The organism is Mycobacterium sp. ENV421 (assembly GCF_002887815.1).
Lineage (GTDB): Bacteria > Actinomycetota > Actinomycetes > Mycobacteriales > Mycobacteriaceae > Mycobacterium.
This window is the reverse complement of the sequence record NZ_PDHO01000008.1, coordinates 76,491-103,006: the sequence shown is the minus strand read 5'-3', so window position 1 is coordinate 103,006 and position 26,516 is coordinate 76,491. Positions and strand designations below refer to the sequence as shown.

26 protein-coding genes are annotated in these 26,516 nt (G+C 65.9%); 14 read left to right on the top strand and 12 right to left on the bottom strand.

The window, feature by feature from the left end; genetic code table 11:
- Window positions 1-43: 43 nt before the first annotated feature.
- From ipdC to echA20, 4 genes are read right to left on the bottom strand one after another with little or no spacing between them, the layout of a single operon-like run.
- The gene (ipdC, locus tag CRM90_RS12585) at window positions 44-1,102 is read right to left on the bottom strand and encodes a (3aS,4S,5R,7aS)-5-hydroxy-7a-methyl-1-oxo-octahydro-1H-indene-4-carboxyl-CoA dehydrogenase (RefSeq protein WP_102807291.1); all 1,059 of its coding nucleotides are present in this window, start codon (window positions 1,100-1,102) and stop codon (window positions 44-46) included.
- Window positions 1,102-1,848 carry a cholesterol ring-cleaving hydrolase subunit IpdB gene (gene ipdB / locus CRM90_RS12580; protein WP_102807290.1) on the bottom strand — a complete coding sequence of 249 codons (747 nt, stop codon included), beginning with the start codon at window positions 1,846-1,848 and terminating at the stop codon, window positions 1,102-1,104. Before ipdB ends, ipdC begins: the two co-directional genes overlap by 1 nt.
- Window positions 1,845-2,732, bottom strand: a complete 888-nt coding sequence (ipdA, locus tag CRM90_RS12575) for a cholesterol ring-cleaving hydrolase subunit IpdA (protein WP_102807289.1) — start codon at window positions 2,730-2,732, stop codon at window positions 1,845-1,847. The genes ipdB and ipdA overlap by 4 nt, the downstream gene beginning before the upstream one ends.
- A gap of 1 nt (window position 2,733) precedes the next feature.
- On the bottom strand, window positions 2,734-3,489 hold the full coding sequence (gene echA20 / locus CRM90_RS12570) for a (7aS)-7a-methyl-1,5-dioxo-2,3,5,6,7,7a-hexahydro-1H-indene-carboxyl-CoA hydrolase (RefSeq protein WP_102807288.1): 756 nt from the start codon (window positions 3,487-3,489) through the stop codon (window positions 2,734-2,736).
- Between the two features lie 32 nt (window positions 3,490-3,521).
- Between echA20 and CRM90_RS12565 the strand changes: the two genes are divergently transcribed.
- On the top strand, window positions 3,522-4,337 hold the full coding sequence (locus tag CRM90_RS12565) for an SDR family oxidoreductase (protein WP_370507893.1): 816 nt from the start codon (window positions 3,522-3,524) through the stop codon (window positions 4,335-4,337).
- Window positions 4,338-4,350: 13 nt separating this feature from the next.
- Window positions 4,351-5,256, top strand: a complete 906-nt coding sequence (locus CRM90_RS12560) for an SDR family oxidoreductase (protein ID WP_102807286.1) — start codon at window positions 4,351-4,353, stop codon at window positions 5,254-5,256.
- 1 nt (window position 5,257) lies between these two features.
- Here CRM90_RS12560 and CRM90_RS12555 read toward each other — a convergent pair whose 3' ends face one another.
- The 4 genes from CRM90_RS12555 to CRM90_RS12540 all read right to left on the bottom strand — a co-directional run bounded on the left by CRM90_RS12555 (window position 5,258) and on the right by CRM90_RS12540 (window position 7,754).
- Entirely contained in the window at window positions 5,258-5,662 is a 405-nt protein-coding gene (locus tag CRM90_RS12555; RefSeq protein ID WP_102807386.1) for a nitroreductase family deazaflavin-dependent oxidoreductase, read from the bottom strand.
- 70 nt (window positions 5,663-5,732) lie between these two features.
- Window positions 5,733-6,188: a nitroreductase family deazaflavin-dependent oxidoreductase gene (locus tag CRM90_RS12550; RefSeq protein ID WP_158249014.1), complete on the bottom strand. Its 456-nt coding sequence runs from the start codon at window positions 6,186-6,188 to the stop codon at window positions 5,733-5,735.
- A 15-nt stretch (window positions 6,189-6,203) separates the two neighbouring features.
- Window positions 6,204-6,584: a DUF8021 domain-containing protein gene (locus tag CRM90_RS12545; protein ID WP_102807284.1), complete on the bottom strand. Its 381-nt coding sequence runs from the start codon at window positions 6,582-6,584 to the stop codon at window positions 6,204-6,206.
- 6 nt (window positions 6,585-6,590) lie between these two features.
- A complete protein-coding gene (locus tag CRM90_RS12540; protein WP_102807283.1) occupies window positions 6,591-7,754 on the bottom strand; it encodes a steroid 3-ketoacyl-CoA thiolase in 1,164 nt (387 codons plus the stop codon).
- 120 nt (window positions 7,755-7,874) lie between these two features.
- Between CRM90_RS12540 and CRM90_RS12535 the strand changes: the two genes are divergently transcribed.
- From CRM90_RS12535 to CRM90_RS12505, 7 genes are all read left to right on the top strand, one after another.
- On the top strand, window positions 7,875-9,113 hold the full coding sequence (locus CRM90_RS12535; protein ID WP_102807385.1) for a cytochrome P450: 1,239 nt from the start codon (window positions 7,875-7,877) through the stop codon (window positions 9,111-9,113).
- A gap of 35 nt (window positions 9,114-9,148) precedes the next feature.
- The gene (locus CRM90_RS12530; RefSeq protein WP_102807282.1) at window positions 9,149-10,156 is read left to right on the top strand and encodes an acyl-CoA dehydrogenase family protein; all 1,008 of its coding nucleotides are present in this window, start codon (window positions 9,149-9,151) and stop codon (window positions 10,154-10,156) included.
- Complete coding sequence (gene fadE29, locus CRM90_RS12525; protein WP_102807281.1) at window positions 10,157-11,320, top strand: acyl-CoA dehydrogenase FadE29; 1,164 nt, start codon at window positions 10,157-10,159, stop codon at window positions 11,318-11,320. It abuts the gene before it with no gap.
- Window positions 11,317-12,288: a bifunctional MaoC family dehydratase N-terminal/OB-fold nucleic acid binding domain-containing protein gene (locus tag CRM90_RS12520; RefSeq protein ID WP_102807280.1), complete on the top strand. Its 972-nt coding sequence runs from the start codon at window positions 11,317-11,319 to the stop codon at window positions 12,286-12,288. Before fadE29 ends, CRM90_RS12520 begins: the two co-directional genes overlap by 4 nt.
- A complete protein-coding gene (locus CRM90_RS12515; RefSeq protein ID WP_036346359.1) occupies window positions 12,285-12,686 on the top strand; it encodes a MaoC family dehydratase in 402 nt (133 codons plus the stop codon). The genes CRM90_RS12520 and CRM90_RS12515 overlap by 4 nt, the downstream gene beginning before the upstream one ends.
- Complete coding sequence (ltp2, locus tag CRM90_RS12510) at window positions 12,686-13,852, top strand: 17-hydroxy-3-oxo-4-pregnene-20-carboxyl-CoA lyase (protein ID WP_102807279.1); 1,167 nt, start codon at window positions 12,686-12,688, stop codon at window positions 13,850-13,852. The genes CRM90_RS12515 and ltp2 overlap by 1 nt, the downstream gene beginning before the upstream one ends.
- 100 nt (window positions 13,853-13,952) lie before the next feature.
- Window positions 13,953-14,795: a type IV toxin-antitoxin system AbiEi family antitoxin gene (locus CRM90_RS12505; protein WP_102807278.1), complete on the top strand. Its 843-nt coding sequence runs from the start codon at window positions 13,953-13,955 to the stop codon at window positions 14,793-14,795.
- Window positions 14,796-14,862: 67 nt separating this feature from the next.
- Here CRM90_RS12505 and CRM90_RS12500 read toward each other — a convergent pair whose 3' ends face one another.
- The 3 genes from CRM90_RS12500 to kstD form a co-directional block, all read right to left on the bottom strand.
- Window positions 14,863-15,489, bottom strand: a complete 627-nt coding sequence (locus tag CRM90_RS12500) for a hypothetical protein (RefSeq protein WP_158249013.1) — start codon at window positions 15,487-15,489, stop codon at window positions 14,863-14,865.
- Window positions 15,490-15,663: 174 nt separating this feature from the next.
- Window positions 15,664-16,524: an enoyl-CoA hydratase ChsH3 gene (gene chsH3 / locus CRM90_RS12495; RefSeq protein ID WP_102807276.1), complete on the bottom strand. Its 861-nt coding sequence runs from the start codon at window positions 16,522-16,524 to the stop codon at window positions 15,664-15,666.
- A gap of 1 nt (window position 16,525) precedes the next feature.
- Window positions 16,526-18,208, bottom strand: coding sequence for a 3-oxosteroid 1-dehydrogenase (gene kstD / locus CRM90_RS12490; RefSeq protein WP_102807275.1), 1,683 nt, complete (start codon window positions 18,206-18,208; stop codon window positions 16,526-16,528).
- 154 nt (window positions 18,209-18,362) lie between these two features.
- On the opposite strand from kstD, the gene CRM90_RS12485 reads away from it, so the two are divergent.
- The 4 genes from CRM90_RS12485 to CRM90_RS12470 are packed head-to-tail and all read left to right on the top strand — an operon-like array spanning window position 18,363 to window position 23,243.
- On the top strand, window positions 18,363-19,148 hold the full coding sequence (locus tag CRM90_RS12485) for a 2-keto-4-pentenoate hydratase (protein ID WP_083118733.1): 786 nt from the start codon (window positions 18,363-18,365) through the stop codon (window positions 19,146-19,148).
- A gap of 13 nt (window positions 19,149-19,161) precedes the next feature.
- On the top strand, window positions 19,162-20,079 hold the full coding sequence (locus CRM90_RS12480; RefSeq protein ID WP_083118732.1) for an acetaldehyde dehydrogenase (acetylating): 918 nt from the start codon (window positions 19,162-19,164) through the stop codon (window positions 20,077-20,079).
- Complete coding sequence (dmpG, locus tag CRM90_RS12475) at window positions 20,076-21,122, top strand: 4-hydroxy-2-oxovalerate aldolase (RefSeq protein WP_102807274.1); 1,047 nt, start codon at window positions 20,076-20,078, stop codon at window positions 21,120-21,122. Before CRM90_RS12480 ends, dmpG begins: the two co-directional genes overlap by 4 nt.
- A 30-nt stretch (window positions 21,123-21,152) precedes the next feature.
- Window positions 21,153-23,243, top strand: coding sequence for a RecQ family ATP-dependent DNA helicase (locus CRM90_RS12470; RefSeq protein WP_102807273.1), 2,091 nt, complete (start codon window positions 21,153-21,155; stop codon window positions 23,241-23,243).
- Here the strand turns inward: CRM90_RS12470 and CRM90_RS12465 are convergent.
- Window positions 23,240-25,807, bottom strand: a complete 2,568-nt coding sequence (locus CRM90_RS12465) for a PQQ-dependent sugar dehydrogenase (protein ID WP_102807272.1) — start codon at window positions 25,805-25,807, stop codon at window positions 23,240-23,242. The two genes, CRM90_RS12470 and CRM90_RS12465, sit on opposite strands and share 4 nt — an antisense overlap.
- 199 nt (window positions 25,808-26,006) lie before the next feature.
- On the opposite strand from CRM90_RS12465, the gene CRM90_RS12460 reads away from it, so the two are divergent.
- Window positions 26,007-26,402 carry a hemophore-related protein gene (locus tag CRM90_RS12460; RefSeq protein ID WP_102807271.1) on the top strand — a complete coding sequence of 132 codons (396 nt, stop codon included), beginning with the start codon at window positions 26,007-26,009 and terminating at the stop codon, window positions 26,400-26,402.
- The last annotated feature ends 114 nt before the right edge of the window (window positions 26,403-26,516 follow it).

The following is a 26,516-nucleotide window of genomic DNA, read 5'->3' as shown; positions in this document are numbered from 1 at the left end:
ATGAAGATTATAGCTTCATTTGAACAAAATGAAGCGAATAGCTTTACACGATGTAGGAGCCGGCCGACTGTAGGTGTTTGACGGCGTCAGTGACGATGGCCTCGACCAGCTCGGCGCAGGACGGCAGATTCTCGATGATCCCGGCGACCTGGCCGGAGGCGAGTACACCCGCCTCGGTGTTGCCTTCGACCAGCCCGGCCTTCAGCAGCATCGGGGTGTTGGCGGCCATCAGCACCTGCGACCAGGTGAGGTCCTTGCCGTGGCGCATTGCCAGACCGTCGCGGATCATCCCCGCCCACGTCATCTGCGACATCTTCTTGAATTTGGCGGCATTGCGCGCGGCGGCGGTGAAACCGCGGATCGGCGAGCCGCTCTCGAGTTTCTCGACGAGTTCGGTGCGCAGCACCCGGTGCGGCATGCCGTCGACCCGGGTGGACACCACGGTGCCGTCCAGCGCGGCCGTGAGGTATCGCTGCTTGATTTCCTCGGGCACGGTCGAATCCGAGGTCAGCAGGAAGCGGGTTCCCATCGCGACTCCCGCCGCGCCGTAGGACAGCGCCGCGGCAAGACCGCGTCCGTCGAAGAAGCCACCGGCGGCGATCACCGGGATGTCGACGGCGTCGAGCACCGACGGCAGCAGCAGGGTGGTCGCGACCGGGCCGGTGTGACCGCCGCCTTCACCGCCCTGCACGATCACCGCGTCGGCGCCCCAGCCGGCCACCTTACGGGCATGCTTGGCCGCCCCGACCGACGGAATCACCACGGAGCCGGCCTCTTTGAGCTTCGCGATCAGCTCCTGCTTCGGCGCCAGGGCGAACGACGCGACCTTGACACCCTCTCGGATCATCAGGTCGACCCGGTCGCCGGCGTCTGCGCCGTCGGCCCGGATATTGACTCCGAAGGGTTTGTCCGTGGTGGCCTTCACCTTGCGGATGGCGGTCGCCAACTCGTCGATCGTCATCGTCGCCGAGGCGAGGATGCCGAGGCCGCCGGCATTCGAGGTGGCCGAGACCAGTCGGGCGCCGGCAACCCAGCCCATGCCGGTCTGTACCACCGGGTGCTCGATACCGACCAGGTCCGTCAGCGGCGTCTTGAGCTTCATTACTTGACTTCTCTGTCCCGCAACGACTTCGGGTCGATGACTTCTTGCAGGAGCTTCTGCTCCTCACCGGACGGCAGCCGGGAGGTCTCGGCCTCGCCGAGGCCGTGCACCTCGAACGAGGTGTTCTCCGCGACCTGCTCGGGCTCCACGCCCGGATGCAGCGACACCGCCCGCATCTGGTGGTCGGGTCCGTTGAAGTCGAACACGCCGAGGTTGGTCACCACCCGATAGACGTTCATGAAGCGGTAGGCGGGATTGTCCGGATCGACCTTGTCCCAGCCGATTCCGGAGACGATGTCGACGCTCTCGCCGAACACCCGCTTGGAATGGTTGCCGACCCAGTAGCTCGTCGCGTGGTTGATCGTGTTACCCGGAGCGCCGCGCACGCCGAACATCTGCCGCGTCGGATGCTGCAGCGGACCGAAAGCCGACAGGTTCTGGTTGCCGTAGCGGTCGATCTGGTTGGCGCCCATCACCACATGGCGACGTCCCCAGGCGAGCGTCTCGAAGACGCGGCCGAACGGCATCCAGCCCTCGATGGCTCCGGTGGCGCCCATCGCCGGGGTGTCGGCGAGGATGCGCGCCTCGCCGTCGGTCAGCAGGATGTCGGGGGAGAACGTCAGCCGGGCCAACCGGGCACCGATCGACACCATGTTGGCCATCGGGCTGACCATGATTTCGCCTGCGTCACGGAACAATTCCGCGCAGGCGACTGCGCACACCTCGGCGCGGGTCGCGGAGATCACTTCGAGGCCTCCAAGTCTTCCTTGAACTTGCGCACTGCGGCTTGGTAGTCGTCTTCGCTGCCCGACAGATAGGTCGAGACGAACTCGGCCCACGTCTCGTCGGATCCGGCGGCCTCGGCGTAGTGACGTTGAAATTTCTCGTCGCGACGGTAGTCGGGCTCGGCGGTGGTGAAGTGTGCACCGTTGGGTGCCTCGATGACCTTGTCGACCATCATGCGGTTGATCAGGAGTGCCTGCGGCGGAACCGATTTCACCAGCTCGGCGGTCGGCACCACCTTCTCGACCGACATGACGCGCTGCTGCGCCGACATCAGGAACAGGTCGTCGAAGTACGGGTCGATGCCGGTGTACGCGGCATTGCCTTGTGCGTCACCGAGATTGAGGTGCACCAGCGCGACGTCCAGGTTCAGGGCGGGCATGGCGACCAGCTCTTCGTAGCCACTACCGGTGGGGTACGGCGACTTGACGGTCTTGAGCTCGTCACCCCAGAACGCCCGCACGTCACTGCCCAGTCCGGCGCGGATCGGCAGGAACGGCAGCCGCTGGGCGGCGGCCTGCAGACCGCAGCGCAGCATGCCCTCGTCCATCTCACGCGCCTCGATCGCACCCGTCGTGCGGGCCTTGGCGAACCACGGATCGTAGAACGGCGGCGAGTCCAATGACACGAAGCCGTAGTAGACCCGCTTGACCTTGCCCGCCGAACAGAGCAGTCCGAGATCGGGGCCGCCGTAGGTGACGACGGTCAGATCGGTGACGTCGGTGCGCAGCAGGGCGCGCACGAGAGCCATCGGCTTACGTCGGGAGCCCCAACCGCCGATACCGATCGTCATCCCGCTCTCGACGACGGCTACCGCCTCATCGAGGGTTGTCCGCTTGTCTGCCATGCTATTTCGATCCCTTGTCAGTTCCCGCAAACGCGTCGCGGTGCTCATCGGAGACGCCGGCCAGGTTCAATTCGAACGTGAAGCCCTGCTCCATCCGGTACCGCGCGTTGACCGGCTGGATGTCGATGAAGTTCAGCGCCTCCTTGGCGGCGCGGATCACCCGGGTGTCCTTGGACGCGATGTCGCGGGCCACTCGCAGTGCCGCCTCGTCGAGGTCGGCGCGGGGCACCACCTCGTGCACCGAGCCGAAATGATGCAACGTCTCGGCGCTCACCGTCGCGGCGGTGAAGAACAGCCGGCGCATCATGTGCTGCGGCACCAACCGGGACAGGTGGGTGGCCGCGCCCAGTGCGCCGCGCTCCACCTCGGGCAGACCGAACTTCGCGTCGTCGGATGCGACGATCACGTCGGAGTTGCCGACCAGTCCGATGCCACCGCCGACACAGAATCCGTTGACCGCCGCGACCACCGGAACCTCGCACTCGTACACCGCGCGGAATGCGTGGAAGCACCCTCGGTTGGCGTCGATCAGCGCGGTGAACCCTTCGGTGTTCTGCATCTCCTTGATGTCGACACCGGCGTTGAAGCCGCGGCCCTCGGCGCGCAGGATCACCACGTGGGTGTCCATGTCGCGGCCCGCCGCGGTGATGGCGTCACCGAGTTCGAACCAGCCGCGGGAGGGGATTGCGTTGACGGGCGGGTAGTTCACCGTGACGGCGACGATGCCCGGTTCGACGGTGCTGGTGGTGATGGTCATCGGGATACCTGGGCCACTTCCTGACGGGGTGAATACCTAAGCAAGCACTTGCTTGGTACGCTAGCACAGTGACCGAAGCGGCTGACAGCGGTATCAACCTGCAACTGAGCGCCTCTGTCGTCCTCGTGACGGGGGGTGTGCGGGGTGTCGGCGCCGGAATCAGCGCTGTCTTCGCCGCGCAGGGCGCCACCGTCATCACGTGCGCCCGGCGTCCGGTCGAGGGGTCGCCGTACGAGTTCAGGGCATGCGACATCCGCGACGACGACGCCGTCAAGGCTCTCATCGACGGGATCGTCGCCGACCACGGGCGCCTCGACGTCGTCGTCAACAATGCCGGCGGCTCACCCTACGTACTCGCGGCCGATGCGTCGGCGAAGTTCAGCACCAAGATCGTGGAGCTCAATCTCCTTGGTGCGCTGTCGGTCTCGCAGCACGCCAATGCCGTGATGCAGACCCAGGACTCCGGTGGCTCGATCATCAACATCACCAGCGTGAGCGGCCGACGGCCCACACCGGGCACCGTCGCCTACGGGGCGGCCAAGGCCGGCATGGAGAACATGACCACCACGCTCGCCGTGGAATGGGCGCCGAAGGTCCGGGTCAACTCCGTCGTCGTCGGCATGGTCGAGACCGAACAGTCCGAACTCTTCTACGGTGACGCCGAATCCATCGCGGCGATTTCGGCGAACGTGCCGCTGGGCAGGCTGGCCAAGCCCGAGGACATCGGTTGGGCCACAGCATTTCTCGCCTCTCCAGCGGCGTCCTACATCAGTGGTGCATCGCTGGAGGTACACGGCGGCGGGGAACCGCCGCACTACCTGTCGACCACCACTGCCGACATCAAATAAGGAGAAAACGTCAATGGGACTTCTCGACGGCCGTGTCGTCATCGTGACGGGAGCGGGCGGCGGCATCGGCCGGGCGCACGCGCTGGCGTTCGCCGCTGAAGGCGCGCGCGTGGTGGTCAACGACATCGGGGTCGGGCTCGACGGCTCGCCGGCCGGTGGCGGTAGCGCCGCGCAGGGTGTGGTGGACGAGATCACCGCTGCCGGTGGGGAAGCCGTCGCCAACGGGTCCAACGTCGCGGACTGGGCGCAGGCCGAGGCGCTGATCCAGACCGCGGTCGATTCGTTCGGTGGACTCGACGTGCTGGTGAACAACGCCGGCATCGTGCGGGACCGGATGTTCGTCAACGCCACCGAGGACGAATTCGACGCCGTCACCGCGGTGCACCTCAAGGGGCACTTCGCCACCATGAAGCACGCCGGAGCCTACTGGCGCGCGCAGTCCAAGGCGGGCAACGCCGTTGATGCCCGCATCATCAACACCAGCTCCGGCGCCGGCCTGCAGGGCAGCGTCGGGCAGGCGACCTACAGCGCATCGAAGGCGGGTATCGCGGCCCTGACGTTGGTTGCCGCCGCCGAGATGGGCCGATTCGGCGTCACCGTCAACGCCATTGCACCGTCGGCGCGTACCCGGATGACCGAGACCGTGTTCGCCGACATGATGGCCACGCAGGACAGCGATTTCGATGCGATGGCACCGGAGAACGTTTCGCCACTGGTGGTCTGGCTCGGCAGTGTGGAGTCCAAGGACGTCACCGGCCAGGTGTTCGAGGTCGAGGGCGGCATCATCCGGGTGGCCGAGGGCTGGAACCGCGGCGGGACCATCGACAAGGGCGACCGGTGGGATCCCGCCGAGCTCGGCCCGGTCGTGCGCGACTTGATCGCCAACTCGCGCACCCCGCTGCCGGTCTTCGGCGCCTAGCTCACAGCGGCTCGCACACCACCAGCGGGATGCGCCGGTCCGCGGCGTCCTGATACCCCTTGTACGGCGGATAGATTCGCGTCAGCTGGCGCCAGTACACCCGGCGCTCGTCGTCGGTGGCGTCCCGCGCCGTCATATCCCGGACGTCAGCGCGCACCTGCACCTGGACCTTCGGGTTGGCCTTCAGATTCAGGTACCACGCGGGATTGGAGTCCCGGCCGCCATAGGAGGCGGGCAACACGATGCGCTCCCCGTCCTGCAGATACAACGTGGCGGTGGTGCGCGGCTGACCGGACTTGCGGCCGGTAGTCGTCAGCAGCGCGGCGGGAAACCACAGCAGTTTCGCGCCCAGCTTGCCGTTGGTGCGGCGATACACCGCAATGTGGGCGCGGGCGAAGTACTTCATGGCTTTCGCCAGCACGCTCGAGTTGCGAATGGGGTGGGACTCTTGGCTCACGCCAATGAAGTGCCCAGCTTTACGGATCGCAAATCACGATGGGGATGACCCGATCGGTCCAGGACTTGTAGTCCTCGAAGCCGGTGTAGAACGCGGTCATCTTGGGCCAGTACTCGGCACGCTCGGCCTCGGTGGCATCGCGCGCCGTCAGTTCGAGCACCTCGTCCTTGATCTGGACCTTCACCTTCGGGTTTGCCTTGAGGTTGAGGTACCACAGGGGGTGCTTGTCGCTGCCGCCCTGGGATGCCACCAGCACCACCCGATCACCCTCGCGGAGGAAGAGCAGCGGCGCGACGCGCGGCTCACCGCTCTTGCGCCCGATCGTCGTCAGCAGCGCCACCGGCGCACCTTCGAGGAAACTGCCGCCGATCTTGCCCTTGCTCGCCTTATACAGCGCGGTCTGCGCTTTGGACATCCACCTGATGATGAACTTCGTCGTCGGTGTGTCGAGGCCCTTGGGGCGGGGCTTGGGCAAGGAGAACTCCTCGGGCTAGCTCGTGATGAACGGGCGAACGACCGCCCGGATGTGATGGATCTTGCCATCTGCGGCCGGGATCAGAAACGTCTCGTCGATACGTGCTGCGACTCGTCGTCCCGCGAGCGTCGGTTTGGTGAGGAGTTCGAATCGGGCGTGGACCTCATCGCCGTTCACACTGAATTCCGGCTCGCTGACCGACTTGATGACGAGGTACTGCGGACCGCGATTGAGGCTGCGGCGCAATTGATCTCCGGAGAATCCGGTTTTGACCCCGAACTCGATGCGGGTGCAGCCCGGCGCGAACGGTACATCGTCAGCCCTGTGACTGGCCAACGCCTCGATATAGGCCCGCGCGGCCGCGATCCGGGCCTCGTCGGAGGCAGGCGTTGTCACGTTCGACTAGATCCGCTCGATGATGGTGCCGGTCGACAGCGCACCGCCGGCGCACATCGTGATCAGGGCGGTGCTCTGATCGGTGCGCTCCAGCTCGTGCAGTGCGGTGGTGATCAACCGGCTTCCGGTGCTGCCGACGGGGTGACCCAGTGCGATCGCGCCGCCGTTGACGTTCACCTTGTCCATGTCGGCTTCGTGGACCTGCGCCCAGCTGAGCACCACCGAGGCGAACGCCTCGTTGATCTCCACCAGGTCGATGTCACCGAGCTTCATGCCTGCCTTCTCGAGCACCCGCGCGGTGGACTGCACCGGGCCGTCGAGGTGGTAGTAGGTCTCGGCACCGACGAGCGCCTGGCTGATGATGCGCGCCCGCGGCTTGAGCCCCAGCGCACGTGCCTTGTCTTCGTCCATCCACAACACCGCGGCCGCACCGTCGGAGATCTGCGACGAGGTGCCCGCGGTGTGCATCGCGCCCTCCATCACCGGCTTGAGCCCGGCCAGGCCCTCCATGGTGGTGTCGCGCAGGCCCTGGTCACGGCTGACCATGTGGCGCTCGTCGGTGGGTCGCTTGTTCTCGTCGAGGACCGGAGCTTCGATCGGGGAGATCTCACGGTCGAAGCGGTGCTCGTCCCAGGCCCGCTTGGCTCGTTGCTGAGACAGAAAGCCGAGATGGTCGAGATCCTCGCGAGTGATACCGCGGCGCTTGGCGATCCGCTCGGCGGCGGTGAACTGATCGGGCATGTCGATGTCCCACGACGCGGCGCGGATCAGCGAGCGGTCGGGGCCGGCGTTGGCGCCGAGGCCCACGCGGCTCATGGCTTCGATACCGCAGGCGATGCCGACGTCGATCGCGCCGGTCGCGATCAGCCCGGCGATCAGGTGGTTGGCCTGCTGGGCGCTGCCGCACTGGCAGTCGACGGTGGTGGCACCGATCTGCTCGGGCAGGCCCGCGGTCAGCCACGCAACGCGGGTGATGTTGTTCGACTGCTCGCCGTACTGGGTGACGCAGCCGCCGATGACCTGCTCGACCTCATCGGCATCGATGCCGGCCTTTTCGACCACGGCCTTCTGGACGGCCCCCAATAATTCGGTCGCATGCAGACCGGACAGCCAGCCGCCCCGCTTTCCGATGGGACTGCGGGTGGCTTCGACGATGACAGGATTACCCATGAGGTCAGGCTAGAACACGTTTCATTAGTCTGACAAGCGAGGATGCCATGGTGCCTTTTGTCTGCGGTGAAGGCATGTTTTACTGGCACTAGAACACGTCATATTGAGGAGCGCATGATCATGCCAACCCCCAACATCCCGGTCGGCTTCGACTTCCTGGATCCGGACCTGCATGTGCAGCGGCTGCCGGTGGAGGAGCTCGCCGAGCTGCGCCGGGTCGCGCCGATCTGGTGGTGCGAACAGGCTATCGGCAAGGGCGGCTTCAACGACGGCGGTTATTGGGTCGTCACCAAGCACAAGGACGTCAAAGAGGTCTCCCGCCGCAACGACGTTTTCCTCAGCTCGCCGAACACGGCCATCCCACAGTTCCCGGACGAGATGGCCCGCGAGGACATCGACCTGCAGAAGGTCGTCATGCTCAACATGGACGGCGAGTACCACGACCGGTTGCGCCGGATCATCTCCAAGGGGTTCACCCCGCGCGCCATCGGCGCACTGCGTGACGAGCTCGACCGGCGGGCCCAGATCATCGCCAAAGAGGCTGCCGCGCACGGCAACGGTGACTTCGTCGAGCAGGTGGCTTGTGAGCTGCCGCTGCAGGCGATCGCCGATTTGCTGGGGGTGCCCCAGGAGGATCGCGCCAAGCTGTTCCGCTGGTCGAACGAGATGACCGGCAACGGTGACGAGGAGTTCGACGTCGACCCCAAGCAGTCGTCGATGGAGGTGCTGGCCTATGCCATGCACATGGCCGAGGTGAAGGGTAAGAACCCCGGCAACGACATCGTCACCGCGCTGATCAACGCCGACATCGATGGCGAGAAACTCTCCGACGACGAGTTCGGCTTCTTCGTGATGATGCTGGCCGTGGCCGGCAACGAGACCACCCGCAACTCGATCACCCACGGCATGATCGCGTTCGCGAACAACCCCGACCAGTGGGAGCTCTACAAGAAGGAGCGCCCGGAGACCGCGGCCGACGAGATCGTCCGCTGGGCCACGCCGGTCACCGCGTTCCAGCGCACCGCCGCCGAGGACGTCGAGCTGTCCGGTGTGCAGATCAAGAAAGACCAGCGCGTCGTGATGTTCTACCGCTCGGCCAACTTCGACGAAGAGGTCTTCGAGGACCCGTACAGCTTCAACATCCTGCGCAACCCGAACCCGCATGTGGGCTTCGGTGGCACCGGGGTGCACTACTGCGTGGGCGCCAACCTGGCCAGGATGACGATCAACCTGATCTTCAACGCCGTTGCTGACCACATGCCCGATCTCACCTCGGCCGGCACCCCGGAGCGGCTACGTTCGGGGTGGCTCAACGCCATCAAGCACTGGCAGGTCGACTACACCGGGGCATCGGCCTAAAACGCGTATCGCCTGAGAATCAAGGAGGATTCTTCGTGGACTTCAGTCCGGACGAAGGGCAGCAGGCAGTCACCGACGTGGTGACGTCCGCACTCGAGCGGGACAACAGCTGGGACGCGCTGGTTTCTGGTGGCGTCGTGGCGTTCGGTGTCCCGGAGCGGCTCGGCGGTGACGGCCTCGGCCTGGCCGAGATCACCGCGGCGCTCACCCAGATCGGCAGGTTCGGCAACATCAGTCCTGCGTTCGCGACCCTCGGTCTGGGTCTGCTTCCGCTGCTGGACCTGGCGTCGGACTCTCAGCAGGATCGGTACCTCGCCGGTGTCGCCAAAGGGGCGGTGCTGACGGCGGCGCTCAACGAGCCGGGGCGTGCCCTGCCCGAGCGACCCGAGACGCGGCTGACGGACGGCAAGCTGAACGGCACAAAGATCGGCGTTCCCTTTGCGGAACAAGCGGATTGGATGGTCGTGAGCACCGATAGCGGTGTGGTGGTCGTGTCGCCGACGGCGGCCGGTGTGAGCTTGGCGAAGACACCGTCGGCGACGCACGCCGACGAATACGTCGTCACCTTCGCCGACACCCCCGTCGACAGCGCAGATGTGTTGGGCGGCAGCGACTCCGTGCGGCGCATCAACCAACTGGTGGTGGCCGCCGTCGGCGCCTACGCGTCCGGTTTGGTGGCGGGCGCGCTGCGGCTCACCGCCGACTACGTCGCCAACCGGCACCAGTTCGGCAAGCCGCTGTCGACCTTCCAAACCGTCGCCGCGCAGCTCGCCGAGATCTACATCGCCTCGCGAACCATCACGTTGGCGTCGACGGCGGTGTCCTGGGCGCTGTCCGAGGGACGCGATGCGACCGAAGACATCGACATCCTCGGCTACTGGGTGACGTCGCAGGCGCCGCCGGTCATGCAACTGTGCCACCATCTGCACGGCGGCATGGGGATGGACATCACCTACCCGATGCACCGCTATTACTCGTCGATCAAGGATCTCACCCGACTGTTGGGTGGCAAGGCACACCGTCTGGAACTGGTGGGAGCGTAAATGTTCATCGAGCTGACTCCCGAGCAGAAGCAGCTGCAAGCTGAACTGCGGGAATACTTTTCGAATCTCATCTCGCCTGAGGAAGCCCAGGCGATGGAGTCCGACCGGCACAACGAGGCCTACCGCGCGATCATCAAGCGGATGGGTTCCGACGGCAAGCTGGGCGCCGGCTGGCCCAAGGAGTACGGCGGCCTGGGCTATGGGCCCATCGAGCAGTCGATCTTCGTCAACGAGGCGCAGCGCGCCGACGTGCCGCTGCCCGCGGTCACACTGCAGACCGTCGGACCGACGCTGCAGCAGTACGGAACCGAAGCGCAGAAGAAGAAGTTCCTGCCGGCGATCCTGGCCGGTGAGGTGCACTTCGCGATCGGCTACAGCGAACCGGAGGCCGGTACCGATCTGGCCTCGCTGCGCACCTCGGCGGTCAAGCAGGGTGACGAGTACATCGTCAACGGCCAGAAGATGTGGACCACCGGTGGGCACGATGCCGACTACGTCTGGCTGGCCTGCCGCACCGATCCGGAAGCCGTGAAGCACAAGGGCATTTCGATCCTCATCGTCGACACCAAGGATCCGGGTTATTCCTGGACGCCGGTCATCCTGTCCGACGGCGCCCACCACACCAACGCCACGTACTACAACGACGTGCGAGTGCCCGCCGACATGCTGGTCGGTGAAGAGAACGGCGGATGGCGGCTGATCACCACCCAGCTCAACAACGAGCGGGTCATGCTGGGACCGGCCGGACGGTTCGCCGCGCTCTACGACAAGGTGCATTCCTGGGCGTCGAAGCCGGGCAGCAACGGCGACACCCCGCTCGATCACGCCGACGTCAAGCGCTCACTGGGCGAGCTCAAGGCGATGTGGCGGATCAACGAGCTGCTCAACTGGCAGGTCGCGGCGTCGGGCGAGGAGATCGACATCGCGGACGCGGCCGCCACCAAGGTGTTCGGCACCGAGCGCATCCAGTATGCCGGCCGACTCGCCGAGGAAATCGTTGCTGCACATGGCAATCCGGCCGATGCGGAGACCGCGGAGCTGATGGACTGGCTGGACAGCCAGACCAAGCGCAACCTAGTGATCACCTTCGGTGGCGGAGTGAACGAGGTCATGCGAGAGATGATCGCGGCTGCCGGTCTGAAGGTGCCGAGGGTTCCTCGGTGAGCGCCGTCGACGACATCAAGGCCGCGGCCGAGCGGGTCAAGGCTGAAGGCAAGAGCAAGCCGCGGGTCGGCAGGCACCCGGTCAACCAGCCGATGGTCGACCACTGGCTCGACGCGATCGGGGACAAGAACCCCATCTACGTCGACGACGCTGCCGCCAAGGCGGCCGGCCATCCCGGTTTGGTCGCCCCACCGGCGATGATCCAGGTGTGGACGATGATGGGTCTGGGCGGTGTCCGCCCCGATGACGACCCGTTGGGCAAGATCATCGAATTGTTCGACGAGGCAGGCTATATCGGCGTCGTCGCGACCAACTGCGAGCAGACCTACCACCGCTATCTGCGCCCAGGCGAAGAAGTCAGTGTCGCTGCTGAGCTGACCGATGTCGTCGGACCGAAGCAGACGGCATTGGGCGAGGCGTTCTTCATCACCCAGACCATCACGTGGTCGGTCGGTGATGAGGATGTCGCCGAGATGATGTGGCGCATCATGAAGTTCATCCCCGCCGATAAGGATGGGGCCAAGGCTTCCGCTTCGTCGGTGCCCGATGACCTCGACGCCGATTCTGCCATGCGCCCGGCGTCGTCGAAGGACACTAAGTTCTTCTGGGACGGCGTCAACGCGCATGAACTGCGCATCCAGAAGCGCGGCGACGGCACGCTGGTCCATCCGCCGGTGCCAGCGTTGTGGCTCGACAAGGAGCAGGAGACCGACTACGTCGTCGCCAGCGGCAACGGCACCGTCTTCAGCTTCGTGGTGCACCATGCGCCGAAGGTGCCGGGCCGCACCCTGCCGTTCGTGATCGCGCTCGTCGAACTCGAAGAGGGTGTGCGGATGCTCGGTGAGCTGCGCAACGTCGATCCGTCGACCGTGAAGATCGGAATGCCCGTCCGCGCAATGTATATCGACTTCCCGGCCAACGACGTCGGGCCTGCGTGGACCAACTACGCATGGGAGCCGGCCAAATGAGCGCGCCTGCAATTGAAGTCGGCACCAAGCTGCCGGAGCTGAAGTTCTACGGCGATCCGACGTTCATCGTGTCGACGGCGATCGCCACCCGGGACTACCAGGATGTCCACCATGACCGGGACAAGGCGCAGGCCAAGGGCTCCAAGGACATCTTCGTCAACATCCTCACCGACACCGGTCTGGTGCAGCGGTTCATCACCGACTGGGCCGGCCCGACCGCCGTCATCAAGTCGATTGGTCTGCGCCTGGGCGTGCCCTGGTATGCCTACGACACGGTGACGTTCACCGGTGAGGTCACTGCAGTGGAGGGCGATGTGATCTCGCTGAAGATCGTGGGCAGCAACAGTCTTGGTGATCACGTGATCGCCACCGCCACGCTGACGATCGGCGCCGCGTAATGCCGGGCGAGCTGAGCGGCAAGGCCGCGATCGTCGGCATTGGCGCCACCGATTTCTCGAAGAACTCCGGTCGCAGTGAACTGCGGCTGGCCTCCGAGGCGGTGCTCGACGCCCTCGACGACGCGGGCTTGACGCCGGCCGACGTCGACGGCATGACCACGTTCACGATGGACTCGAACACCGAAGTCGCCATCGCGCGGGCCACCGGTATCGGCGATCTGAAGTTCTTCTCCAAGATCCACCACGGCGGCGGTGCGGCCTGTGCGACCGTCCAGCAGGCGGCGATCGCGGTGGCCACCGGTGTCGCGGATTGTGTTGTGGCATACCGGGCTTTCAACGAGCGCTCCGGCACGCGGTTCGGCCAGGTGCAGATGCGGCTGGTCGAGAACGCGGACTCCACCGGCGTGGACAACTCGTTCTCGTACCCGCACGGGCTGTCGACGCCGGCTGCGCAAGTCGCGATGATCGCCCAGCGCTACATGCACTACTCCGGTGCGACCAGCCGTGATTTCGGCGCGGTGTCGGTTGCGGACCGTAGGCACGCGGCCAACAACCCGAAGGCGTACTTCTACGAGAAGCCGATCACCATCGAGGATCATCAGAATTCGCGGTGGATCGCCGAGCCGTTGCGACTGCTGGACTGCTGCCAGGAGACCGACGGCGGTGTGGCCCTGGTGATCGTCTCGGCTGAGCGCGCCAAGGATCTCAAGCACCGGCCCGCGATCATAGAGGCAGCGGCGCAGGGGTCGAGCCCGAACCAGTACTCGATGACGAGCTACTACCGGCCCGAACTCGGGCTGCCCGAAATGGGTTTGGTGGGCAAGCAGATGTGGGCGCAGTCGGGTCTGACACCGGCCGACATCCAGACCGCGATCCTGTACGACCACTTCACCCCTTTCACGCTGATTCAGTTGGAGGAGTTGGGTTTCTGCGAGCCCGGTGATGCCAAGGACTTCGTCAAGGACGGGGCGCTGGAGATCGGCGGACGGCTACCGATCAACACTCACGGCGGTCAGCTCGGCGAGGCCTACATCCACGGGATGAACGGCATCGCCGAAGGCGTGCGCCAGCTGCGCGGCACGTCGGTCAACCAGGTGGACAACGTCGAGCACGTGCTCGTCACCGCCGGCACCGGCGTCCCGACGTCGGGCATCATCCTGGGCTAGGGCTTTTCGCCGAGCGTAACGCCGCGGCGAGAATTCGGAGACTGCGCCGCCGTGGCGTTACTGTCGTCGACTTGTCGGTGTACGGCGGCAGACTCCGGGCATGGAGGACGAGCCGTTCGTCGGGAGTGAAGCGCTCGCGGCTTGTCGCGTGACGCGCCACGAACTGCGAACCAAGTTCCGCGCGATCCATCGGGATGTCTACATCTCGGCCGGGGCCGAGCTCGGTCCAGTACGACGGGCCAAGGCGTGCTGGTTGCGGTCACGAAGACGGGGCGTGCTCGTCGGGTTCTCGGCATCCGCTCTGCATGGCAGCAGGTGGATCGATAACAGGCGCGCGGCAGAGATCAGCGATACCAATCGTCGGCCCACGCCGGGTGTCATCGCCCGCTCCTGCGGTATTGAAGCCGACGAGATGTGCCACATAGCCGGAATATCTGTCACCACTCCGGCCCGCACGGCTCTCGACCTCTTGTGCTGGTATCCGACCGACGTAGCGATCACGGCCGTGGATGCGTTGGCGCGTGCAACGCGCCTGAAGCTTCCCGATGTCGAGCTCGTGGCCGAACGTCATCAGGGCCGGCGAGGGATCGTGCGAGCCCGTGCCGCGCTCGATCTTGTCGACTCCGGGGCGGAATCACCGAAGGAGACGTGGCTGCGGCTGGTAATCATTCGGGCCGGGTTCCCGAGACCGCAAACCCAGATTCCGGTGCGCAACGAATACGGCGTCTTGATCGCCGAGCTCGATATGGGTTACGAAGAACTCAAGGTCGCATTCGAATACGAAGGCGCACACCACCGCGTTGATCGTCGCCAGCGCGAGAGGGACATTCGTCGCTTCGAAGACCTCGCCGAACTCGGCTGGCTCGTTGTGCGTTTCACGTCAGAGGACACCGCCGGCACCGTGATGCGCAGAGTGGCAGCGGCATTGGCGCGCCGACAGTAACGCCACGGCGGAGAACCGATCGATTCTGCGCCGCGGCGTTACGCTCGGCGGGAAAGCGAAAGAGCAGCTAGCTCAGGTTGTTCTTGATCTGAGTGTCCTGCATCTTGGCGATGGCCAACGCGGTCTCCGACTGCACCGGATCGTTGGGCGCGCTGCTGAACTCGATGCTCGTGACTGCCTTACCTTGGGTGAAGTACACCTCGGTGATGGCTTTGGAGCCGTCGGGCGATTTGCCGGTGGCGATGAAGCCGCCGTCGCCGACGTCAGCGGGCTGCGGCGCTCCGTCGACGTCCTTGGAGACCGTTGCCTTTGCATCATCTAGCCTCGTTGCCGCCGCAGCGGGATCCGTTTCGATCATGATCTGGAAGGCGATGGTCTGGTTCTGCGCGGCGTTGGTCATGGTCTGGCCGATTCCGGTGATACCGGGCGGAGGCGTCTCCGGCGGGCCGGCGGTGAAGCTCGGATCGATGTCAGACGCCTTCAGCAACAGTTTGCTGTAGTCGTCCGCGGGGGCAGCGTCCGCAGCGCTGGTGGTCTCCGAAGCGGCGGCCGAGGAGGTGGCGGAGGAACTCGACGCCGCCGATGACGACGACGATTCGGACCCCTTGTCGTCGCTGCCGCAGCCGACTGCGGCAACGCCGACCAGCAGCGCCGCACCGACGAGGCCGACGGTCTTGGTAGGGGCAATCTTCATAGGGACGTCCTTTCGTAGAAGCACCAAAGTTTGCTTTGCGTAAGTCCTACCTTGGAGCCTGCTGAAAGGCTGACCTATCCGTAAACATCACGTCCAAATCACAGGCTTCGTAATCTGGCCGGTTGACCGCACGCGGCGGCGACGGTACCCACCCCGCGTCGGCGGGGCTGACACTTAGACCGGGATGAACTCCACGTCGGAGAGGATCACGGCGTCGTCGCGGCCCGGAGCGGTGACGACGCCGACGTAGCGGCCGTCTTCCTTCCATGCGCTGACCTTGATGGTCTCACCGGGATAGCAGACCCCGGCGAAACGCGCGCCGTAGGTCTTCAGAGCTGAAGCGTCGGAATCGAGCAGTGTGTCGACCAGCGCCTTGCAGGTCATCCCGTACGTGCAGAGTCCGTGCAGGATCGGCTTGGGAAAGCCTGCCGCCGCGGCGAATTCGGGATCGGAGTGCAGCGGGTTTCGGTCCCCACAGAGCCGGTAGAGCAGCGCCTGCTGCGGCAGCACCGGAACCGAGATCTCGTAGTCCGGCGTTCGATCGGGGGCGGCCACCGACGTCGACGGGCCGCGCTCGCCGCCGAAACCACCCTCGCCGCGGGCGAAGATCGACCGTTTGGTGGTCCACAGCAGTGTGCCGTCCGGGTCGGTGACCGTGGTCTCGCTGACGATGACGGCGGCCTTGCCCTTGTCCCAGATTTCGGTGAACCGCTGCACCGAACGCGCGGTGCCGCTAGGCGGCAGCGGCGCAGGCACCGTCACCGCCTCGCTGGCGTGCAGCACCTTGCTCAGCTCGATCTCGATGCCGGGGAACTTGACTTCGGGCGGCTCGGTCATGTGGAAGCTGGCGGCCACATTGCCGAAGGTGGGCAGCACCTGGGGGGTACGGTCCACCAGGTAGCGCAACTCCTTGGGATCCATCGGATCGGCGCCCGCGCCGAGGCCGAGCTGATAGAGCTGCACATCGCTGCTCGTCCACGAGAACTCGACGGGCTCAAGTTCGGCGCCGAGCGCGACGGACAGATCGATCGGCATGTTAGCCCTTCCCTGCAATATGCAACGCCGCCAGGTACCCGAACGCCATCGCGGGGCCGATGGTGCCGCCCGGGCCGGGATAGGTGTGCCCCATCACCGGCGAGCTGACATTACCGGCCGCGTACAGGCCTTCGATCACCGAACCGTCGTCACGCAGAGCCCGTCCGTTCACATCGGTGCGCACACCGCCCTTGGTGCCCAGATCGCCGGGCACCATCTTGGCGGCGTAGAACGGGCCGTTCTTGATCTCGCCGAGGTTGGGGTTGGGCTTGTTGGTCGGATCGCCGTAGTAGCGGTCGTAGGCGCTTTCACCGCGGCGGAAGTCCTCGTCCTTGCCGGAGCGGGCGAACCCGTTGAACCGCTCGACGGTCGCCAGGAACGCGTCCGCGGGCAGTCCGGTGACCTTGGCCAGCTCCTCGAGGGTGTCGGCCTTGACGATGACGCCGGATTCCATCCACTTCTTCGGAATACGTTGTCCCGGTTGCAGTCCGGCAAAGATGTAGCGGTCACGGTACTGCTGGTCGAACACCAGCCACGCCGGCACGTTCTCACCGGGACCGGCGCCCTGACCGTACTGGCCGCCGTACATGTGGTGGCAGGCCTCGACGTAGGGCATCGACTCGTTCATGAAGCGCTTGCCGGACAGGTTGACGATGATCGAGCCGGGGGAGTTGCGCTCGGACAGCGCGAACCATGGCGCGCCGACCAGCGGGACGGTCGGACCCCACCACGCGTCCTCCATCAATTCCAGCGCCGCACCGAGCTTTTCAGCGGCAACGATGCCGTCGCCGGTGTTGGCTGCGGCCCCCACCGTCCACTCGGTGGTGATCGGCGCGCGCTGATATTTGACCCGCATCTGCTCGTTGTGCTCGAACCCGCCGCTGCCGAGGATGACGCCCCGGCGTGCGCGGATCAGTTGCGGGTCAGCCGCTTCCGGTCCGGTGGTGTCCCGGACATAGATGCCGCGGACCACGCCGTCCTCGACGTACAGATCGGTCAGCGCGGTGTTGAGCAGCACGGGAACACCGGCCTCGCGCAGGCCGATCCGCATCGGGGCGATCAGCGCCCGGCCCATTCCCACCAGGTTTTTGCCGCGTGCGTTGGCCCACACGGTGCGGGCGCCGACCTTCAAGCTCCTCAACACGCCGCGGGGGTGGCGCTTGAGCTGATTGAGACGCATGTAATCCTGCTGCATCACAACGACATTGAGCGGAACCTTGCCGTACGCCGGCTCCAGGAACTTCTCGTCGGGGCCGAGTTTCTTGGCGTCGAAGGGCTTGGGCTCGACCGAGCGTCCGCCGGGGCGGCCGCCCGGCGCCTCCGGGTAGTAGTCGGAGTACCCGGGCACCCAGCACAACTTCAACGGCGTGTGCTTGAGGACGAACGACAGCATTTCCGGCCCGCGTTCGAGGTAGGTGTCGATGCGCTCGGGTTCCACCACGTCGCCGATGATCGAGTGCAGATAAGTGCGCGCGGCTTCTTTGGTGTCGGTGACCCCGTCACGCTTGAGGATCTCGTTGTTGGGGATCCACACGCCGCCACCCGAGCGGGCGGTCGAGCCGCCGAAGTGTGCGGCCTTCTCGACGACGACTGTCGATAGTCCCTGGTGAGCGGCGGTAAGTGCGGCGACCATGCCGGCAGCACCGCTTCCGACGACGACGACGTCGAACTCCTGAGCTGTCATACTAGAACACGTTATAGAATTGCCCCGTCCGGGCGCTACTGACCCCTCCTTTCCGATCAGCGGAACGCTTACCCCACGGCGCTGCGGACGGCACTAGAATTGCCCGCACCGGGCGCCGTTCGCCCCGGTCACACCGACGATGGGACTCCCCGGAATGCTGAGCGTTTCGACGCGCGAAGAGCTCGCCGCCGACCTTGCCGAGGCGGAGCGCAGCCGCGTCCCGATGACGCCGCTGACGGCCAATCACCCCGACATCGACGTGGTCGACGCCTACGAAATCCAGCTGATCAACATTCGGCAGCGCATCGCCGAAGGCGCCCGGGTGGTCGGTCACAAGGTCGGCCTGTCATCGGAGGCCATGCAGAAGATGATGGGCGTCGACGAGCCCGACTACGGCCATCTGCTGGCCGACATGGAGGTGTTCGAGGACCAGCCGGTTCCCGCGGGGCGCTTTCTGTTTCCGCGCGTCGAGGTCGAGGTCGGATTCATCCTCGCCGACGACCTGCCCGGCGCCGGGTGCACCGAGGACGACGTGCTGGCGGCCACCGCGGCGTTCGCCCCGGCGATCGAACTCATCGACACCCGGATCAAGGACTGGAAGATCGCGCTGTGCGACACCATCGCCGACAACGCGTCGTCGGCGGGCTATGTGCTCGGCAAGGAGCGGGTGTCGCCCAAAGACGTTGACATCCGGGGCATCGACGCGGTGCTCACCCGCAACGGCGAGGTGGTGGCCGAGGGCCGCAGCGACGCCGTCCTCGGCAATCCGGTCACTGCAGTGGCGTGGCTGGCCCGCAAGGTCGAGAGCTTCGGTGTACGGCTGAAGGCAGGCGACATCGTCCTGCCGGGCTCGTGCACCAGGGCCATCGACTGCCGCCCAGGCGACGAGTTCGTCGCGGACTTCGCCGGTCTGGGTTCAGTCCGGCTGTCATTCGAATAAGAGGAGGCTTCACATGCCCCAGAAGAGTTCTGTCGCCATCGTCGGGTCGGGCAACATCAGCACCGACCTGCTGTACAAGCTCCTTCGTTCGGAGTGGCTCGAGCCGCGCTGGATGATCGGCATCGACCCCGAGAGCGAAGGTCTGGCCCGGGCGCGCAAGCTCGGACTGGAGACCAGCCACGAGGGTGTGGACTGGCTGCTGGCCCAGTCGGAGAAGCCGGACCTGGTGTTCGAAGCCACCAGCGCTTACGTCCACCGGGCCGCCGCGCCCCGATATGAAGAGGCCGGTATCCGGGCGATCGATCTGACGCCGGCCGCCGTGGGCCCCGGCGTGATCCCGCCGGCCAACCTGCGTGCGCACCTGGACGCGCCGAACGTCAACATGGTCACCTGCGGTGGTCAGGCCACGATCCCGATGGTCTATGCGGTGAGCCGCGTCGTCGACGTGCCGTACGCCGAGATCGTCGCGTCGGTGTCGTCGGCGTCGGCAGGCCCCGGCACCCGGGCCAACATCGACGAGTTCACCAAGACCACCAGTGCCGGCGTGGAGGTGATCGGCGGCGCGAAGCGAGGCAAGGCGATCATCATCCTGAATCCGGCTGATCCGCCAATGATCATGCGCGACACCATCTTCTGCGCGATCCCCGAGGATGCCGACCACGACGCGATCACGCAGTCCATCAAGGACGTCGTCGCCGAGGTGCAGACCTATGTGCCGGGCTACCGTCTGCTCAACGAGCCGCAGTTCGACGAGCCGACGGTGTACAACGGCGGCCATCACCTCGTCACCACGTTCGTGGAGGTCGAGGGTGCGGGTGACTATCTGCCGCCGTATGCGGGAAATCTGGACATCATGACCGCCGCGGCCACCAAGGTGGGCGAGGAGATCGCCAAGGAACGCGCCTCTGCAGGAACGGGAGCTCAAGCATGAGCGACATCTACTTCAACCCCATGTGGGACGTCCGGATGACGGACACGTCGCTGCGCGACGGCAGCCACCATAAGCGCCACCAGTTCACCAAAGAAGAGGTCGGTGCGATCGTCGCCGCGCTGGACACCGCCGGTGTCCCGGTCATCGAGGTGACCCACGGTGACGGGCTGGGCGGCTCGAGCTTCAACTACGGGTTCTCCAAGACACCCGAGCAGGAGCTGATCAAGCTGGCCGCCGAGACGGCCAAGGAATCCAAGATCGCCTTCCTGATGCTGCCCGGCGTTGGCACCAAGGAGGACATCAAGGAGGCGCAGAACAACGGCGGCTCGATCTGCCGGATCGCCACGCACTGCACCGAGGCCGACGTCTCGATCCAGCACTTCGGGCTGGCCCGCGAACTCGGGCTGGAGACCGTGGGCTTCCTGATGATGAGTCACACGATCAGCCCGGAGAAGCTTGCCAAGCAAGCCCGGATCATGGCCGACGCCGGCTGCCAGTGCGTCTACGTCGTCGACTCGGCTGGTGCGCTGGTACTCGAAGGCGTGGCCGACCGGGTGAGCGCGCTGGTCGCCGAATTGGGCGACGACGCGCAGGTGGGCTTCCACGGCCACGAGAACCTGGGCCTGGGCGTGGCCAACTCGATCGAAGCCGTCCGCGCGGGAGCCAAGCAGATCGACGGGTCGTGCCGCCGCTTCGGCGCCGGCGCGGGCAACGCTCCGGTCGAGGCGCTGATCGGGGTGTTCGACAAGATCGGCGTCAAGACCGGCATCGACTTCTTCGACATCGCCGACGCCGCCGAGGAGGTCGTCGCACCGGCGATGCCGGCCGAATGCCTACTGGACCGCAACGCGCTGATCATGGGCTACTCCGGGGTGTACTCGAGCTTCCTCAAGCACGCCATCCGCCAGTCCGAACGCTACGGCGTGCCCGCGCACCAGCTGCTGCACCGGGCCGGGCAGCGCAAGCTCATCGGTGGCCAGGAGGATCAGCTCATCGACATCGCGCTGGAGATCAAGCGCGAGCAGGAAGCCGCCACCAAGTAGCTTGTCGTCCCCTCCGGGCACGATGGGACCGTGACCGCGACCCGAGCTGACGCACAGAAGATCCTCGAGCAACTGGCCGGCGCGCAGGCGGTGCTGCGCGACGACCAGTGGACGGCCATCGAGGCGCTGGTGGTGCACCGGCGGCGGGCTCTGGTCGTGCAGCGCACCGGCTGGGGCAAGTCGGCGGTCTACTTTGTCGCCGCCAAGCTGCTGCGTGAGCAGGGCCGCGGGCCGACGGTGATCGTGTCACCGTTGCTGGCGCTCATGCGCAACCAGGTGAGCGCCGCGCAGCGCGCCGGGGTGCGTGCGGCGACCATCAACTCCGGCAACGTCACCGAGTGGGATGACATCCACCGCCGGGTCGCCGACGGTGATCTCGACGTGCTGCTGGTCAGTCCGGAGCGCTTGAACAATCCGGAATTCCGCGTCCAGGTGCTGCCATCGTTGGCCGCCGACGCCGGCCTGGTGGTGGTGGACGAGGCGCACTGTGTCTCCGACTGGGGACATGACTTCCGGCCGGACTACCGCCGCATCCGAACGTTGATTGCCGAATTGGGTTCCGGCGTACCGGTGTTGGCCACCACGGCGACGGCAAATGACCGCGTGGTCGGCGACGTGGCGGCTCAACTCGGCGTCGGTGGTGGCGACACGCTGGTCCTGCGCGGCGGCCTGGACCGCGAGTCGCTTCATCTGTCGGTGGTGAAGGTACCCACCGCCGCCGGGCGCGCGGCCTGGATTGCGGCGCAGCTCAATTCGCTGGAGGGGTCCGGCATCATCTACACCCTGACCGTCGCCGCCGCCCGCGATCTGGCGGCGGTCTTGCGAGAGCAGGGCCATCAGGTTGCCGCCTACACCGGGGCCTCCGACCCTGCCGAGCGGGAGCAGATGGAGGTCGACCTCCTCGCCAACCGGGTCAAGGCTCTGGTGGCCACCTCCGCGCTCGGGATGGGATTCGACAAACCAGATCTGGGTTTCGTCATCCACCTCGGGGCGCCACAGTCGCCGATCGCGTACTACCAGCAGGTGGGCCGCGCCGGCCGCGCCACCGCCCGCGCCGAAGTGATCCTGCTTCCGGGACACGAGGACGCCGAGATATGGAGCTACTTCGCCTCGGTCGCCTTCCCGCCGGAAGCGTTGGTGCGCAAGGTGATCAGCGTGCTGGAGCCGGACCGTCCAATGTCGACGCCAGCGCTGGAACCGCTGGTCGACCTTGGCCGCAACCGGCTGGAGATGGTGCTCAAGGTGCTCGATGTCGATGGCGCGGTGCAGCGGGTGAAGGGCGGCTGGATCGGCACCGGTCAGCAGTGGACCTATGACGAAGAGCGCTATCGCACGCTGGACGCGGCCCGGCGTCGTGAACAGCAGGCCATGCTCGACTATCAGAACTCGACGGGCTGCCGGATGGCCTTTCTCCGTGCGCAATTGGACGATCCGGAGCTGTCAGCGCAGGATCGCTGCGGCCGATGCGACAACTGTTCCGGGTCCCGCTTCACCGCCGAGGTCGACGAGCGTGCGCTCGACGCTACCAACGACCGGCTGCAGCAGTGCGGTGTCGAGGTGGCGCCACGGCGGATATGGCCGACCGGCATGGCCAAGCTCGGGGTCGACGTGAGTGGGCGTATCGACGACGGGCCGCTTGAGGGTCGCGCGATCGGACGGCTCACGGATCTGGGCTGGGGCACCCGGTTGCGCCGGTTGCTGGATGCGCCGGATGGCCCTGTCCCCGACGAGTTCGTCCGCGCCGCGATCGCGGTGTTGGCCGACTGGCCGTGGGAGACGCGACCGGAGGCCGTCATGGGGCTCGACTCGTCGACGCATCCGATCCTGATCCGCTCCGTCGTCGACCGTCTCGGCCAGGCGGGCCGCCTGACGAATCTGGGGACCCTTCACTACCGTCCGACCCGACGGCCGGTCACGGCAGTGAACTCGGCCTATCGGGTCGCGGCACTGCATGACGCCTGGCAGGAGCCTGACTTCACTGCGCTGCAGCAGGTTCCGCGTACGGTGCTTCTTGTCGACGACGTCACCGACACCGGCTGGACGCTGACCACCGCGGCGCGCTGCCTGCGCCGGGCGGGCGTATCGGAGGTACTGCCATTCGCGCTCGCGGGCGTCAGCTAAGCGGTGCTGGGCGTCTTGTCGAAGTACACCGTGTAGGTGGAATCGCTTCCTGGCGTCGAGATCTGGTGCTCCTGAGTGAGGCCATCCGACCACCGGTTGAAGACCAGTTGCCCGTCGGCGACGGTTTGCGGCGAGCCCGCGTCCAGGTGCCGGACCACACCGACGACCGCCTGCTGGCTGAACGTACCCGTGTGCGGAATGCCGTCGACGGTGTACACCGCGTTCGGGTCGTTGCTGTTGAACGTCAACGTCACGAGGTTGGGCTTGATGTCCACCGTCTTGGTCGTCGACAGTCCACTGCTGTCGGTGACGGTGAGGCTGATCTCGTACCACGTGGTGGGCACGTTGTGCTCGTTGGTGGCGAGTGAGACGGTGCCGCTGGGGCCGACGACGCTGTCCACGTAGGGGTGGATGTGGTCGGCGTGGTGGAAGATCACCCGCCAGTTGTAGGCGCTGTCTGGCAGAGCGCCATCCTCGGCATCGGTGGCCGTGGCGCTGAAGCTGATGACATCGCCGGCGTTGTAATGAGAGTCGTTGATCGGGGTCAGGATCTGCACATCCGGCGGCGTGCTGCCGACGACGACGTTCTGGCTCGCGGTGTTGGTCCGCTGCCCGTCACTGACTGTGAGCGTGACGGTGTAACTGCCGTCGGTGTTGTACGTGCGGACCGGGTTCGCGGCCACCGATGTGCCGCCGTCACCGAAGTCCCAGCTGTAGCTCAGTGTCGTTCCCGGGTCCGGATCGCTGGAGCCGGCGGAGGAGAACTGCACGCTCAGCGGCGAATATCCGTTGGTCGGGGTGGCCGTCAGAACGGCTGTGGGAGCACGGTTTCCGCCGGACGCCGCGATACGGTACAGCTCGCCGGGATAGATGTTGAGCTGATACAGATTACCGTCCGGCCCCTGCCGTATCTGCACAGTCGTGCCCGCGTCGGTGTCCAGGAGTTGTTCGCCGATCACATTGGTGTAGGTGGAATCGAAAGTCAGCGCCTTGAGCCAGTGCAGCGTGTAATCGGCGACGAAGACCTTGTTCTGGTACTCGGCCGGTAACGCGGTGCCGGTGTACACGATCACCGAGGTGATCGAGCCCGCCCGCCCCGGCGGGGGAGTGTGCGGGTAGGAGTAGACCGGATTGTCGTAGGCGCAACTCGCACAAGGCCCTTCCTGGACCGGCCAGCCGTAGTTGCCGCCGGCGACGACGTTGTTCAGCTCTTCCCAGGATTCGTCACCCACGTCGCCAACCAGCAGCTGGCCGGTGGGGGTGAACGTCATCCGGAACGGGTTGCGCATGCCCAGTGCGTAGATCTCCTGGCGCGCCCCGGGCGTGTTGTAGAACGGATTGTCTTGCGGGATGGTGCCATCGGGATTGATCCGAAGTATCTTGCCGAAGATGGTCGACAGGTCCTGGCCGTTGGTGTTCAGGCTGTCATCGCCCATCGCGAAATAGATCTTGCCGTCGGGTCCGAACGCCATGGTGTTGCCCTGATGCATCGACCCGGATTGCACCGAATCGATCAGCACCTTCTCTGATGTGAGATCGACGGTGTCGTTGACCATGGTGAATCGTGACAGCCGGGCGTGGGAGTCCGTCGAGTTGTAGGTGGTGTAGAAGTACCCGTTGTGCGCGAAGTCCGGGTCCAGTTCGAATGCGTCCGAGGGCTGGATCTCGCCGACCTTGACCGCAGTTGCGCCTTCGGCGTTGGCGGCGATCTTGAGCGAGCCGTCCCGCTGCAGAATCAGGATGCGGCCGTCGGGGAGAAACTGGAAATCAGTCGGCTGGTCCAGCCCGTCGACGATCGTGGTCCGGTCCAGGTCGGCGGGAAGCGGCTGGGATTGAACGGGGTTGGCGCACCGAATCAGGTCCTGCGATGCGAAGGTGAGTCGGTCGAGCGCGAGTGCGAGCTGTTCGTTGACGACCGCAACCGCATGAGCGATCGGCGGTGTCGCCAGAATCTGGTTGATGCTGCGGCGCGCGAACTCGGCGACGGCCGCCAAGATCGGATTATCGACCGGCGGCAAAGCGGGACCGCCGCCACTCTGCTCACCACCGACGATCTTGCCGATGGTCTCGAGCACCCTCATGACGAGCTTGCAGGCGCAAATCTTCACCGGCTTAAGCAGATTGGTCAAGGGGTTGCCCGGTGACGGTGACGGTGGTGGTGTCGATGTCGGTTTTCCGCTGTGCCCGGTGTCATCGAGACCGGGCCCGAACACCGACGAGGCGGTGCCGGGTTCCCGGGTCTGCGCAGCCTCCGGCGTCGAACTGGTCGTTGTGCGCCGCGGAGTTGTAGCTGTCGAGACTGTTTGGCTGGCGCGCACGCGCGGCGGCACCACACCGGTGGACGTGACGGCGTGCCTCGGCCCGCTGCGGGCCGGCCCGGTGGCGTGGGAGCGTGCACTTCCCGCGCCATGGCCTGTTCCGCTGTCAGTTCGCGACGGTGAACTCGACGTGGAGTCGTCGGCCCACGCGACGGGCGAGCCGTACCCCAATCCCACGCCGATCCCCATGGCCACGGCCAAAGTGCCCACCCGGCCGACATACTGCGCGTATCCGTGCGATGCCATACAACTGCCCCCCCAGGCTTGCTGTGCAAGGGAATCGTCGGTCGCGCAAGGCCGGGCGAATGCAGTAGCGCACTACTGCTTTTTCCGCTCGGCGGGATCGGACTACGCAACGCGGGCGGTAACACGGTGCGGCACCGGCGCGACGTTCCATTCAGTGGCTGTGCGGCCGTACTGCTGCGCGCCGTGAAGGGAGAACCCAATGTTCAGTCGTCGTGCCGTTGTTGTGGCAGTGCTGGCCGCAGGTGTGGTCGGCGCGGTTGTCTCGATGCCGTCCGCCCTGGCCGACCCCACGCCCGCGCCTGCACCTGCCGCGGCAACCGAGTGCTCGGCAGCGGGTCTGTCAGCCACGATCAGCTCGGTGACCAAGGATCTTTCCGACTACTTCGCCGTGCACCCCGACGCCAACGAGGCGTTGCTCGACGCCACCAGGCAGTCGGCCTTCAGCGCGATCGGCGCGTTCAACACCTACTTCAACGACCACCCGGACCAGGCCAGCGACATCCGGGCCATCAAGGCGCCGCTGGTTGATTTCCAGAACCGGTGCGGCCTGCAGGTGGAGCCTGCCGAGGCGCTGGTCGTCATCGGCGAGCTGTAGTCGGGGCTGGGCTCCGCGAGATCGCCGCCGTCGGGGCTGGGCCCCGCGAGATCGCCGCCGTCGGGGCTGGGCCCCGCGAGATCGCCGCCGTCGGGGCTGGGCCCCGCGAGATCG